Origin of the sequence: Synechococcus sp. FACHB-909 (assembly GCF_014698945.1) — a bacterium.
In the GTDB taxonomy this organism is placed as follows: domain Bacteria; phylum Cyanobacteriota; class Cyanobacteriia; order PCC-6307; family Cyanobiaceae; genus Cyanobium.
In genome coordinates this window covers 539,655-552,584 of record NZ_JACJTY010000001.1, presented here as the reverse complement: position 1 = coordinate 552,584, position 12,930 = coordinate 539,655, and the positions used below count along the sequence as shown (strand labels likewise).

Annotated in this window: 13 protein-coding genes and 1 tRNA gene; 5 read left to right on the top strand and 9 right to left on the bottom strand. The window is 70.8% G+C overall.

Going from position 1 to position 12,930, the window contains the following annotated elements; translation table 11 throughout:
* Nucleotides 1-242 precede the first annotated feature (242 nt).
* Nucleotides 243-476: a DUF2811 domain-containing protein gene (locus H6G99_RS02725; protein WP_094586952.1), complete on the top strand. Its 234-nt coding sequence runs from the start codon at nucleotides 243-245 to the stop codon at nucleotides 474-476.
* 220 nt (nucleotides 477-696) lie between these two features.
* Here the strand turns inward: H6G99_RS02725 and H6G99_RS02720 are convergent, their stop codons facing one another.
* From H6G99_RS02720 to H6G99_RS02690, 7 genes are all read right to left on the bottom strand, one after another.
* Entirely contained in the window at nucleotides 697-2,367 is a 1,671-nt protein-coding gene (locus H6G99_RS02720; protein ID WP_190609672.1) for a GMC oxidoreductase, read from the bottom strand.
* A 23-nt stretch (nucleotides 2,368-2,390) separates the two neighbouring features.
* Nucleotides 2,391-2,894: a hypothetical protein gene (locus H6G99_RS02715; protein WP_190609670.1), complete on the bottom strand. Its 504-nt coding sequence runs from the start codon at nucleotides 2,892-2,894 to the stop codon at nucleotides 2,391-2,393.
* A 92-nt stretch (nucleotides 2,895-2,986) separates the two neighbouring features.
* Nucleotides 2,987-3,063: transfer RNA gene (locus H6G99_RS02710), tRNA-Met, on the bottom strand.
* Nucleotides 3,064-3,127: 64 nt separating this feature from the next.
* Nucleotides 3,128-4,111 (bottom strand): asparaginase, encoded by a 984-nt coding sequence (locus H6G99_RS02705; protein WP_190609669.1) that lies wholly within the window; start codon nucleotides 4,109-4,111, stop codon nucleotides 3,128-3,130.
* Nucleotides 4,112-4,142: 31 nt separating this feature from the next.
* Nucleotides 4,143-4,661, bottom strand: coding sequence for a CGLD27 family protein (locus H6G99_RS02700; protein WP_190609667.1), 519 nt, complete (start codon nucleotides 4,659-4,661; stop codon nucleotides 4,143-4,145).
* A gap of 11 nt (nucleotides 4,662-4,672) precedes the next feature.
* Nucleotides 4,673-5,059 (bottom strand): ribosome silencing factor, encoded by a 387-nt coding sequence (rsfS, locus tag H6G99_RS02695; RefSeq protein ID WP_190609666.1) that lies wholly within the window; start codon nucleotides 5,057-5,059, stop codon nucleotides 4,673-4,675.
* On the bottom strand, nucleotides 5,052-5,687 hold the full coding sequence (locus tag H6G99_RS02690) for a DUF3318 domain-containing protein (RefSeq protein ID WP_094586940.1): 636 nt from the start codon (nucleotides 5,685-5,687) through the stop codon (nucleotides 5,052-5,054). Before H6G99_RS02690 ends, rsfS begins: the two co-directional genes overlap by 8 nt.
* Nucleotides 5,688-5,808: 121 nt before the next feature.
* Between H6G99_RS02690 and carB the strand changes: the two genes are divergently transcribed.
* Together carB and H6G99_RS02680 are read left to right on the top strand one after the other, a co-directional pair.
* Entirely contained in the window at nucleotides 5,809-9,132 is a 3,324-nt protein-coding gene (carB, locus tag H6G99_RS02685; RefSeq protein ID WP_190609664.1) for a carbamoyl-phosphate synthase large subunit, read from the top strand.
* 22 nt (nucleotides 9,133-9,154) lie between these two features.
* On the top strand, nucleotides 9,155-9,832 hold the full coding sequence (locus H6G99_RS02680; protein ID WP_190609662.1) for a DUF3386 domain-containing protein: 678 nt from the start codon (nucleotides 9,155-9,157) through the stop codon (nucleotides 9,830-9,832).
* 12 nt (nucleotides 9,833-9,844) lie between these two features.
* Here the strand turns inward: H6G99_RS02680 and H6G99_RS02675 are convergent, their stop codons facing one another.
* Together H6G99_RS02675 and H6G99_RS02670 are read right to left on the bottom strand one after the other, a co-directional pair.
* Nucleotides 9,845-10,075 carry a DUF6447 family protein gene (locus H6G99_RS02675; RefSeq protein WP_094586934.1) on the bottom strand — a complete coding sequence of 77 codons (231 nt, stop codon included), beginning with the start codon at nucleotides 10,073-10,075 and terminating at the stop codon, nucleotides 9,845-9,847.
* A 71-nt stretch (nucleotides 10,076-10,146) separates the two neighbouring features.
* A complete protein-coding gene (locus H6G99_RS02670; protein ID WP_190609661.1) occupies nucleotides 10,147-11,886 on the bottom strand; it encodes an ABC transporter ATP-binding protein in 1,740 nt (579 codons plus the stop codon).
* A 39-nt stretch (nucleotides 11,887-11,925) separates the two neighbouring features.
* Between H6G99_RS02670 and H6G99_RS02665 the strand changes: the two genes are divergently transcribed.
* Both H6G99_RS02665 and tpiA read left to right on the top strand, forming a co-directional pair.
* On the top strand, nucleotides 11,926-12,144 hold the full coding sequence (locus tag H6G99_RS02665) for an RNA-binding S4 domain-containing protein (RefSeq protein WP_190609660.1): 219 nt from the start codon (nucleotides 11,926-11,928) through the stop codon (nucleotides 12,142-12,144).
* Between the two features lie 10 nt (nucleotides 12,145-12,154).
* Nucleotides 12,155-12,916, top strand: coding sequence for a triose-phosphate isomerase (gene tpiA / locus H6G99_RS02660; protein ID WP_094586928.1), 762 nt, complete (start codon nucleotides 12,155-12,157; stop codon nucleotides 12,914-12,916).
* Nucleotides 12,917-12,930 lie beyond the last annotated feature (14 nt).

The window sequence follows — 12,930 nt, the reverse complement described above, 5'->3', positions numbered from 1 at the left end:
CATGCCCTTCCGGCCGCCCCGGGACGTCAGGACTGGGGAAAGTCATGGATGGCTTGGAACAGCCTTGACAGGGTCCGCTGGTGGCGGTCCGCTGCTCCCGTGTTCTGCAACACCTCGGCCGCAGCCCAGCCGGGGCCGCGAGTCTCATCCCCCGACGCCGACGGGGCCCCCCGGGAGCCGGTTTTTGACGCCGGCCATCCCCTGTGGCGTACTTGGAACGAACTCAGCCCAATCCCACCAGCATGGCCATGGATCCTGAGCAGCCGGGGTGCGGCGGCGAAGAGGCGAGTGTGAGCCTGGAAGCCGAGGTGCCCGAGGTGCTCTACGCAGGCATGCGGGAGTTCATTGATGCCCATCCGCACTGGGACCAGTACAGCGTCATCACCTCCGCCCTGGCCGGTTTCCTGTTCCAGAACGGCTGCCAGGAGCCCGTGGTCTCCCAGCATTACCTTGACGGCCTGTTCCAGAAGCCCTGAGGCCTGAGCGGCCCAGGCAGATGGAGCTGGCGGGGCAGAGGGGACCGCCGAGGCAGAGGGACAAAAAAAAGCGGAGGTGCCAACCCCCGCTGATGGTTTTCTCCCTTGCCCGACCCTTTGGAGGTCGCCCCGTCATTGTGCGCATGGGTGGCCAGCAAGATTGTGGTGATCGACACCAGCTGCGCCCCGCTGTGACGGCTCCCTGACCGGACGGCACCGTTCAGTGGCGTCTCATGGCGGCGGCGGCGGCGGCACAGGCCCGCCAGGTGATCGCCATCTCGGTGAGGGTGGGGCTCTGCCACCCGGCGCTGGGCCAGCAGGCCCCATCGGTGACCAGCACGTTGGCGGCCCCCCAGCAACGGTTCCAGGGGTCGACGACCCCTTCCTCGGGGCGCTCGGCCATGCGGGCCCCGCCCAGTTCGTGGATGTAGTAGCCCGGTGGTGGCGGCTCCGGACGCACCGCCAGGCTGTTGCGGATCAGGGGTTCGAGCACCGGCAGCACGAACAGCTCCTCGATCGGCCGGATGCGCCCGCCCGCCGCGGCCACCACGTCCTGCATGCGCGCCTGCATGTGGGCCACCATCGCCGCCTCGTTGGTTCCCCAGCGGCAGTCGATGTGGGGGATGGGCAGGTCCCAGGCGTCGGTGCGGGAGCCATCCAGGCTGACCCGGTTCCCGGCCCGGGGCAGCACCTCCCCATGGCCGATCAGGAAGCCCACCGCCTCCCCGGGACGGCGCCGCAGCAGGGCGGGGGGATCGAAGCGCTGCAGGGCCGCCCAGATCCCGTAGCCGCGCAGAAAGGCTTCCGAACGCCCCTCGCCCAGGTTCACGGTATTGGGGATGAAGCAACTGCCGGCCCCGGAGAGCTCGGCCGGTTCGGGGGGGGCTTCGATCGCGGGGATCGAGAAGAAGCGGCTGGTGGAGATGTGGTCCATCAGGTAGCGGCCCAGGCTGCCCGAGGGGTCGCTGAGGCCGCCGCTGCGCATGGCGTCGCTCGAGTGCAGCAGCAGCCGCACCGTTTCGATCGTGGAGGCACAGAGCACCACCAGGGGGGCGGCGAGGCGCTCCCGCCGGCCGCTGGCCGCGTCCACCAGCACCACCGCTTCGGCCAGCCGCCCGGCTGCGTCCATCTCCAGATGGCTCACCACCGCGCCGCTGCGCAGCTGCACCCGGCCGGTGGCCAGGGCCCGGGCGAGGCTGCGGCCCTGGGCGCTGGAGGGGGGCCAGGGCGCCTCCGGGGTGGGCCTGTGCAGGCGGAAGCCGCGGGAGTGGATCAGGGGCAGCCCCAGCTCACGGCTGATCGCCGTCTGCAGGTGCTTCTCCCCCGGCGTGAACGGCAGGGGGGGCAGGTACTGCCCGTCCGGCAGCTGGGGCAGCCCGTCCCGCTGGCCATGCACCCCCAGCAGGGTCTCGAGCCGGTCGTAGAAGGGCGCCAGCTCGCTGCTGCCGATCGGCCAGGCCGGGCCATGGCCGTCCCGCCGGGCCGCCTGGAATTCCGCCTCCGACAGGCGCAGGGTGATGCCCCCCCAGGTGAGGCTCTTGCCGCCCACCTGGCGCCCCCGGGTCCACAGGAAGGGCGCGTCCGGGGGGGTGCTGTAGGGGTTCTGCCGCTCGTCGACGAACAGCTCGGGGTTGTGCTTCCAGAAGCCCGGGTGGTGCCGCTGCAGGCGCTGGCGGCCACTGCTGAGGTGGGCGAGGCGCCGCAGGCTGTTGAGCGGCTCGCTGCCCAGGGCCCGCCGGGCGGAGAGGTCCGGCCCCGCCTCCAGCACCAGCACCCGCAGCCCCGCCTCCGCCAGCACCATGGCGGCCACCGACCCATTCGCTCCAGCCCCCACCACCACGGCGTCCCAGGGGCGGTCGCTGCCGGCGGAGGCGGAAGGGGCCATGGACATCGGCGTGCGAACCGGTCCCGGCATCATGGTGGAGCGACCGCAGGCCGCCGCTGCAGGCCACAACGGCGTCGCAGGGCCTCCATCAGCCGGGCGACGGCATCGGGCTGACCCTGGAGGTGGAAGGCCTCCTGTTCAGCCACGCGATGGTTGTGGTAGCGGGTGGTGAGCAGGCCGGAGATTTCCTGCCGCACCACCGGCTGCACCGGCAACCGCCAGCCGATCGGTGTCACCGTGCCGGTGGGGCAGCTCTGCACCGCATGCACCGCCTCGTGGAGGAACGTCTGCCGGGCGATGCCCAGTTCGAAACTGATCGGGGCGATCCAGATCCTTCGCGACCCGGACTCGAACAGTCCATAGACGCCACGCACCGGTGGCGCGCTGATCTGAATCCTGAATCCGAACCGCTGCAGTTCCCGCACCAGGGGCTGCAGATCCGCCGGCAGTGCCCCCAGGGGTTTCGGAGCCAGGGGGTCCTGCGCCGCCGACGCTGGACGCGAAGCCAGCTGGATCGGGGGGACCGGGAGCATGGCGGATCGTTGCGTCCACCGCCATCAAACAACAACCCCCCAGCCGATGGCTGGAGGGTTGATGGGTGACAACCCTTGGGAGGTTGTGGATTTGGTGGCGGGGAGGAGATTTGAACTCCTGACCTTCGGGTTATGAGCCCGACGAGCTACCAGACTGCTCTACCCCGCGGTACACAAGTGGCCGGCGGATGTCCGCGTCCCACCCAAAAATTGTATCAGGCGATGCCCACGCCTCAGGGGCGTGCGCCGTCGAAGCGCAGCTCGCCGATCACCTCCAGGCGCAGGTGGTCGGCCGGTGTCAGGTAGCGCTGGCGCAGCTCCACCAGGGTGGTGGGGGTGAGCCACTCGAGCTGCTCCAGCAGGTGCAGGGCCACGGCCTGCTTGGCCCGCCGGGCCCCGTCGTCGACCTTGATGGCCACCCCCATGCCCTCGCCCACCCGGCTGAGGCACTGGATGCCTTCGGCGCCTCCCTTGCTCAGCACCTGGCCGTGGGCCAGGCGCATCAGCTCGGTGTCGAAGGCCCCCTCCCCGGCGATCAGATCGGGGTGGGCGAGCATCGCCCGGCTGAGCCGCTCCAGGTCGGCCTGCTCGCCGCCGCCGAGGTGGGCGAACAGCAGGGCCATCTGGGCCAGCTGCAGCTGCAGGGTGGGGGCGCCGCAGTCATCCCGCGCGCTGATCAGTTCGGCCCCCGGCAGCCCCAGCAGCTCCCCGACCCGCTTGAGCACCGCCTGCTGCAGGGGATGGTCGGCCTGGAGATAGCTCTCCAGGGGCCAGTGCATCTGGCGGCAGGCGGCCAGGAAGGCCGCGTGCTTGCCCGAGCAGTTGTGCTCCAGCGGACTGCTGGCTCCGGTTGGGGTTGGGCACTGGAGGTCCTCGGTGTCGAGCTCCGCACCCCAGAGCAGCTTGAACGCCTCCCGGGCATGCAGGGCGGTGCCGGCATGGGAGGCGCAGGCGATCGCCAGGCCCCGTTCCCCGGCCCCCATCCGATCGGCGGCGCCGCTGCCCACGAACACGGTGGCCTGGAATGGCTTGAGGGCCGAGCGCACGAAGCTCAGCTGCTGGGGGTCGCCGGCGCGCATCAGCACCCGGCCCCGCTGGTCGCAGACCACCGCATGCACCCGGTGCCGGGACTCGACGATGCCATTGCGCAGCAGGCGGACCTCCAGGGGGGGAATGCCGGGGCGGCCCGGGCCGGCGAAGCTGGAGGACAGGGTCATGGGTGTGGGGGAAGGTCCGTGGAGGCCGACCTCAGAGAGCCTGGCAGAGCCCCGACCCGAGCAGCATCAGGGTGATGGCGACGGCAACCGCCTGGCGCAGGCGGGTCAACACCGGCTGCACCTGGTGGCGGGCCACCAGCAGATCCTGCTGGCGCCAGGTGATGGGCTTCTCCCACACCTGACCGTCGTACCAGCCCGATTCCTCGTACTCCACCCGTTCCGAGACCAGCCGCTTCTGCACGTAGGTCCAGCCGAGCCATTGGCGCAGCAGCAGCACCATCGGCAGCAGCACGGCGGCGGTGGCCGCGGCGATCACCAGGCGGACGGGGTCGTGGCGCAGCGGAATGCTGCCGCCGGCCACCAGCAGCGCCGGTGGGAAGGAGAGCAGCCAGGCGAGTCCCAGGGCCCGCCACAGTTCCGCCGGGCCGTTGGCGGGCCAGTGGAAGAACCAGGAGCGGCTGAGCTGGTCGTACTCCTGCAGGGGACGCTGGGCCGGGGGCACCGGGCAGGGGGTGTCCTGGCTGGGCAGGCTCGGAACGCCGGCGGCCATCGCTGCGTCCCTCAGCCGCCGACCGGGCCGGTGCCACCCACCTCGACCGGGGCGCCGACGTAGCGCTCCTGCTCGCCATGGCCCCAGAAGGACTCGAGGTCGTAGTAGCTGCGTTCCTGGGGGGTGAGCACGTGCACGATCAGCTCGCCGTAATCCAGCAGCACCCAGCGGCCTTCGCTCTGGCCTTCGCGCCGCAGCGGCAGGCGGGCCGCATCGGTTTCGAGCCGGTCTTCCACCGAGCGGGCGATGGCCCGCACCTGCACGTCGCTGAGGCCGCTGCAGATCACGAACCAGTCCGCCAGGGAGGACACCTCATCGACCCGGATCAGACGGATGTCGACGGCCTTGCGGTCGTCACAGGCCTCGGCGGCGAGCAGGGCCAGGTCGCGGCTATCCATAGACGTTCTCGCTGGTGACCGACTGGCGGGAGCCCTGTTGCTGGGCCATCTCGGCCCGGGCCTTGCCGGCGCTCTTGCGCAGGGCCTCGAGGCGGTCTTCGTAGAAGGTGCGGCGACGCTTCTTGCGGGTCTGCTCCACCAGCTCCTTGAGGGCGCCCCCCAGGCTCTTGTAGGCGTTGGGCAGGCTGTAGCCGAAGCGGCAGGCCAGGTCGATGGCCCGCTCGTCGGCCAGGATCGCGTCCTGGAGACGCTTCTCCGAGTTGTTCTTGAGGTAGAGGCGGTAGCCGGCGAAGCCCGACAGCCCCAGGGCCATCACCAGCAGCAGGCCGTCCTGCACCCACAGCTCGCCGATGGCGCCCCCCAGGCCGATGGCCAGGGCGGCCATCTCCCAGCCGTCCCGCGGGATGGCGTCGTTCTGGACGCGGCCCACCTCGTGCCAGAAGAGCAGGTTGCGGTGGTCGAGGGCGAGGGCGTCCCATTTCTCGAGATCCACCTGGATCTCCACCTCGTCGCGGCCGATCTCCTCGATGGTGATCAGGGGAGGATCGACGGAGGCCGCCGCTTCCACGAACACCCAGCTCTGCATCTCAGGGGGCAGCAACCCCTTCAGGCGCTGGAGTTCGCTCATCGGCGGCGTCTCGGGCGAAGGTATCCCGTCAGATTAGCGATTGCCTGCGGTGCCAGCGGTGCGGGGGGCCGGTCGGGACGGCGACCGTGAGAGGCTGGGCGGGTTTGACCGACCACGCCCTATGCCCCGCCGCACGGATCTGAGGCGCATCCTGCTGCTGGGGTCGGGACCGATCGTGATCGGCCAGGCCTGCGAGTTCGACTATTCCGGCACCCAGGCGTGCAAGGCCCTGCGGGCCGAGGGCTACGAGGTGGTGCTGGTGAATTCCAACCCGGCCTCGATCATGACCGATCCGGACCTGGCGGATCGCACCTACATCGAGCCCCTGACCCCCGAGGTGGTGGCCCGGGTGATCGAGCTGGAGCGCCCGGACGCCCTGCTGCCGACCATGGGCGGCCAGACCGCCCTCAACCTGGCCGTCGCCCTGGCGGAGAACGGCACCCTGGCCGCCTACGGGGTCGAGCTGATCGGTGCCGACCTGGCGGCGATCCGCAAGGCGGAGGACCGGCTGCTGTTCAAGGAGGCGATGGCCCGGATCGGGGTGGCCGTCTGTCCGTCAGGGATCGCCAACGACCTCGAGGAAGCGATCCGCGTCGGCGAGGAGATCGGCACCTACCCGCGCATCATCCGGCCGGCCTTCACCCTGGGGGGATCGGGCGGCGGCATCGCCTACAACCCGGAGGAATTCCAGGCCTTCTGCAAGAGCGGTCTTGAGGCCAGCCCCGTCTCCCAGATCCTGATCGAGAAATCCCTGCTGGGCTGGAAGGAATTCGAGCTCGAGGTGATGCGCGACACCGCCGACAACGTGGTGATCGTCTGCTCGATCGAGAACCTCGATCCGATGGGGGTCCACACCGGCGATTCGATCACCGTCGCTCCCGCCCAGACCCTCACCGACCGGGAGTACCAGCGGCTGCGTGACCAGTCGATCGCCATCATCCGCGAGATCGGTGTCGACACCGGCGGCAGCAACATCCAGTTCGCCATCAACCCCGCCAACGGGGACGTGGTGGTGATCGAGATGAACCCCCGCGTCAGCCGCAGCTCGGCCCTGGCCAGCAAGGCCACCGGCTTCCCGATCGCCAAGATCGCCGCCCGGCTGGCGGTGGGCTACACCCTCGACGAGATCGTCAACGACATCACCGGCGCCACGCCGGCCTGTTTCGAGCCGACGATCGACTACGTCGTCACCAAGATCCCCCGCTTCGCCTTCGAGAAGTTCCGCGGCTCGCCGGCGGTGCTGACCACCTCGATGAAGTCGGTGGGCGAGGCCATGGCCATCGGCCGCAGCTTCGAGGAATCCTTCCAGAAGGCCCTGCGCTCCCTGGAGACGGGCCATGGGGGCTGGGGCTGCGACCGCCCCGACCACCCCCAGGATCCGGCCGAACTGGAGCGCCGCCTGCGTACCCCGTCCCCGGATCGGATCCACGACGTGCGCGCCGCCATGGTGGCCGGCCGCAGCGACGACGAGATCCACCGGCTCAGCGCCATCGACCCCTGGTTCCTGGCCAAGCTGCGCCGGATCCTGACGGTGGAAACCACGCTGCTGCGGGGCCGTTCCCTCGACGCCATCGGCGCCGCCGACCTCCTGGAGCTCAAGCAGACCGGCTTCTCCGACCGCCAGATCGCCTGGGCCACCGGCAGCGACGAGCTCTCGGTGCGCCGCCGTCGCCAGGCCCTGGGGGTCCGGGCCGTGTTCAAGACGGTCGACACCTGTGCCGCCGAATTCGCCTCCTCCACGCCGTACCACTACGCCACCTACGAGCGCCCCCTGGAGCGGCTCGAGGCCGACGGCTCCCTCACCCTGCTGGCCCCCGAGGACGAGGTGACCCCCGAGACCCGCCGCAAGGTGATGATCCTGGGGGGCGGCCCCAACCGCATCGGCCAGGGCATCGAGTTCGACTACTGCTGCTGCCACGCCTCCTTCGCCCTGCGGCAGGCCGGGTTCGCCACCGTGATGGTGAACAGCAACCCGGAGACGGTCTCCACCGACTACGACACCAGCGATCGTCTCTATTTCGAGCCCCTCACCCTGGAGGATGTGCTCAACGTCATCGAGGCGGAGAAACCCGAGGGGGTGATCGTCCAGTTCGGCGGCCAGACGCCCCTGAAGCTGGCGATCCCGCTGCTGCGCTGGCTGGAGAGCGAGGAGGGCCGCGCCACCGGCACCCGGCTCTGGGGCACCTCGCCCGAATCGATCGACCGGGCCGAGGACCGGGAGCAGTTCGAGGCGATCCTGCGCCAGCTGGACATCCGCCAGCCCCGCAACGGCCTGGCCCGCACCGACGGGGAGGCCCGGGCGGTGGCGGCGGCCGTCGGTTACCCCGTCGTCGTACGCCCCAGCTATGTGCTCGGCGGCCGGGCCATGGAGGTGGTCTTCGACGAGGAGGAACTCAACCGCTACATGGTGGAGGCTGTGCAGGTGGAGCCCGACCACCCCGTGCTGATCGACCAGTACCTGGAGAACGCCATCGAGGTGGATGTCGACGCCCTCTGCGACCGGGAGGGGACGGTGGTGATCGGCGGCCTGATGGAGCACATCGAGCCGGCCGGGATCCACTCCGGCGACTCCGCCTGCGCCCTGCCCTCGGTGTCCCTGGGGCCCCAGGCCCTGGCCACGATCCGCCGCTGGAGCACGGAGCTGGCCCTGGCGCTGGAGGTGCGCGGCCTGATCAACCTCCAGTTCGCCGTGCAGAACGATGGCGCTGGCAACGAGACCGTGTTCATCATCGAGGCCAACCCGCGGGCCTCCCGCACGGTGCCTTTCGTGGCCAAGGCCACCGGCGTGCCCCTGGCCAAGATCGCCAGCCAGCTGATGGCCGGTCGCACGCTCACGGAGCTGGGCCTGCTGGCCGAGCCGCGGCCGCCACGGCAGACCGTGAAGGAGGCGGTGCTGCCCTTCAAGCGCTTCCCCGGCGCCGACACCCTGCTGGGCCCGGAGATGCGCTCCACCGGCGAGGTGATGGGCATCGCCGCCAGCTTCGGCCTGGCCTACGCCAAGGCCGAACTCGCCGCCGGCGAACCCCTGCCCACCAGCGGCAGCGTGTTCCTTTCCACCCACGACCGCGACAAGCCCGCCCTGGTGCCGGTGGCCCGCGCCCTGCTGGCGGCGGGATTCACCCTCACCGCCACCAACGGCACCGCCGCGATGCTTCGCCAGGCCGGCCTGGAGGTGACGCCGGTGCTCAAGGTGCACGAGGGCCGGCCCAACATCGAGGATGCGATCCGATCGGGCCTGGTGCAGCTTGTGGTCAACACACCGGTGGGCCGCCAGGCCGCCCACGACGACCGCTACCTGCGCCTGGCCGCCCTCGACTACGCCGTGCCCACCGTCACCACCATGGCCGCGGCCCGGGCCGCCGTGGAGGCCATCGCCGCCCTGCAGCAGCAGCAGCAGGTGGAGGTGGCGGCCCTGCAGGACATCCACCCGCCCTGGGTAGGGTGAACGCCCGATCGCCCGTGACTCCGTGACCAGCACCCTGGCCGCCCATCCCGTCGCCCCCGGCTCCGACCTGCGCGAGGCCTTCCGCGCCGCCTACGAGAACCGTTACACCTGGGAGCCCGGCTTCGGCGGCTACAGCGGTCGCTGCGTCTGGGAGCAGGACGACCGGCGCCTCGCGGGCACCTTCCAGGTCGGCGCCGACCTCAAGGCGACGGTGGAGGGCATCGCCGACGAAGAGGTGCACAAGGCGGTCGCCTCCCAGCTGTGGGAGGTGGCGATCCACCGGGTGCGGCGCCCCTTCGAGCAGACCCACGGCGCCAACACCTTCACCGCCGGTGAGACCGATGCGGTGGGGACCGAGGTGATCATGGGCGGCAAGGCCGAGGGCGACCGCTACCGCATCAAGGACAACGTGGTGACGATGGTGCACCGCCACATCCACGGCACAGTGGTGACGATCTTCACCGAGAGCGTCACCGATACCGGCAGCGGCTACCTCAGCCACAGCTACACCAGCCGCTACAGCGACCCCGCCACCGGCGAGGCCCGCGGCGGGACCAGCCGCTTCACGGACACCTTCGTGCCCCTGGCCGGCGAGGGCCCCTGGGTGCTGAGCGAGCGGGTGGTGGAGACGGAGGCCCATGGCGAGACTCCGGCCGGCCGCCAGGTGTTCCGGTTCGAGGATCTGGCCCCCCTGGGCTGATCCCCGGCGGACTCAGGCCGGCTCCTCCAGGGTCGGGATGCCCTGCAGCCGCTCGTTCAGCTGCATGGCCATGGCCTGGCGGCCCACCGCCAGCACCTTGAGGGTGTCCTCGTGCATGCGCAGCTGGGCATCGGCCACCTGCATCCCCCGCACCATCTCCTTCACCTCGTCGGGCAGGCCGTTGAGGTCGTAACGCTTGCCTTCAAAGGTCAGCACGGGGGGCTGCTGGCTGGGGGTCTGCAAGGCTCTGGGCTCGGTGCGGAGCCAGCGTAGGTGGCAGGACCGCCCGTTCTCGCCAGGGGCGAAGCCAGCCCTCAGGCCTCCAGGCGGATGAACTGGCGTTCGCACAGCTCGCGGTAGCGGCCACCGCTGGCCATGAGTTCGTCGTGGCTGCCCTGCTGGACGATGCGGCCGCCGTCGAGCACCACGATCAGATCGGCCTCCTGCACGGTGGCGAGGCGGTGGGCGATCACCAACACGGTGCGGCCCGCCATGGCCTGCTGCAGGCCCTGCTGCACGGCCTCCTCGGCCTCCGCATCCAGGGCGCTGGTGGCCTCATCGAGGAGCATCACCGCCGGGTTGCCCAGCACGGCCCGGGCGATCGCCAGCCGCTGCAGCTGGCCGCCGGAGAAGTTGCTGCCCCGCTCCTCGATCCGGCTGTCGTAGCCGCCGGGCAGGCTTTCGATGAAGTCGGCCGCGTTGGCCAGCCGGGCGGCCTGGCGGATCTGATCGGCCGTGGCGGGTCGCCCGAAGGCGATCGCCTCGGCCACGCTGCCGGAGAAGACGCTGCTCTGCTGGGGCACCAGGGCCACGGCCCGGCGCAGGTCCCGGGCCCGCAGGTCGGCGAGGTTCTGGCCATCGAGCAGCACCCGGCCGCTCTGGGCGGTGTTGAAGCGCAGCAGCAGGGAGAACAGGGTGCTCTTGCCGGCGCCGGAGGGCCCCACCAGGGCCACCACCTGGCCGGGGCGGATGTGGAGGTCGAGCTGGCGCAGCACCGGGGTGCCGCTCTGGTAGCCGAAGCTCACCCCGTCCAGCACCAGCTCCCCGGACACGGTTCCCAGGGGCCTGGCCCCGGGGTGGTCGGGCGGTTCCACCGGCTCGTTCTCGATCGCCCGCAGCCGCCGCAGGGAGGCCTGGCCCTGCTGGAACTCGTTGAAGTTGGTGGTGAGGTGGGAGATCGGATCGATGAGCATCAGCAGGGCCGCCACGTAGCTGCTGAAGCCCTGGCTGTCGAGGCCGCCGGCCTTGATGCGCGCCGCCCCGATCAGCAGCACCGAGAGGATCCCGGCCGCTTCGATGAAGCCCACCACCGGATGCTGCAGCGCCAGCAGCTCGAGGGTGCGGTAGCGGGCGCGGCGGTGCAGGTCGATCTCGGTGTCGAAGCGCTCCTGCAGCCAGGGTTCGGCGGCGAAGGCCCGCACCAGGGGCAGGCCGCCGATCGCCTCACCCAGCAGGGCCGCCAGATCGCTCACCTGCTTCTGGCTGCGTTCGGCGGCGGTCATCACCCGGGCCCCGAAGGCGCTCACCATCAGTGCCACCAGCGGCGCCAGCAGCAGGGTGGCCAGGGCCAGGGGCCAGTCCAGCCAGATCATGTAGCCCAGCACCACCACCAGCTGCAGGGCGCTGGGGGTGGTGTCCTGGATCGTCTTGTAGATCACCTCACCGACCCGGTCGGCGTCCTCGGTGAGCCGGTAGGTGAGATCGCCGGCGGAGAGTTTCTCCAGGGCGCCGAAGTCGAGCCGCTGCAGGCGGGCGAACAGCTGGCGCCGCAGCTCCTGGCTGACCCGCAGGGCCGGGCCCGCCAGCAGGGTGTCCTGGCCGAACTGGGCGATCTTCTGCACCAGGAACACCGCCAGGGCCGCCGCCACGCTGCGCAGCACCTTGCTGAAGTCGCCGGCGCCGATGGCGGGGATCAGCTGGCCGGCGAGCCAGGCCAGCAGGGGCCAGCAACCCACGAACACCAGCATGCACAACCCCCCGAGCAGCAGGGGTCGCCGGTGGGGCTTCAGCAGCGGCCAGAGCCTGCGGAAGCCGGCCGGCGAGGGTGCAAGCATCGACGAACCCTATCAGCGCTCTCCGGGCGCCCCCCGACGGTGAAGCTGGATCAGTTCCTCAAATGGCAGGGCCTCGTCGGCACCGGCGGCGAGGCCAAGCAGCGCATCCAGCGGGGGGACGTGACCGTGAACGGCGCCATCGAGACCCGACGCGGTCGCCAGCTTGCCCCGGGGGATGCCGTGGCCATCGACGGCCGGGAGGTGCTGATGCTCTCCCCGCGGCGGGACCGTGGGAGGGACGGCGGGCTCACGCCTTAACCTGCCTCGAATGTCGCTGCCGGGAGACCACGTGCGCAAGGCCGTCATCGCAGGCAACTGGAAGATGCACATGACCTGCGCCGAGGCGCGGGCGTTTGCGGCCACCTTCCGGCCCCTGATCGCCGATCTGCCCGAGGACAGGGAGGTGGTGCTGGCCCCGCCGTTCACGGCCATCCCCACCCTCTGCCGTCACCTGGCCGGCGCCGGTGTCGCCATCGCCGGTCAGAACGTCCACTGGGAGGAGAGCGGCGCCTACACCGGCATGATCTCGGCGCCGATGCTGCTCGAGCATGGCGTCACCCACGCGATCGTGGGCCACAGCGAGCCCCGCAAGTACTTCAGCGAAACCGACGAGCAGATCAACCTGCGGGCCCGCACGGCCCAGAAGTCGGGGCTGATCCCGATCCTCTGCGTGGGCGAGAGCGACGACCAGCGCGAGGCCCGCGAGACCGAGCGGGTGATCCACCGCCAGGTGGAGCAGGGGCTGGAGGGCATCGATCCCCTGCGCCTGATCGTCGCCTATGAGCCCATCTGGGCGATCGGCACCGGCAAGACCTGCGCCGCCGAGGAGGCCAACCGCATCTGCGGCCTGATCCGCGGCTGGGTGGGCCATCCCGAGGTGGTCGTGCAGTACGGCGGTTCGGTCAACCCCGCCACCATCGACATGCTGATGGCCCAGAGCGACATCGACGGCGTGCTGGTGGGGGGCGCCTCCCTCGACCCGGTCAGCTTCGCCCGCATCGCCAACTACCAGGTGCCGGTGGCGGCCTGAGGCCCCGGCCTCCG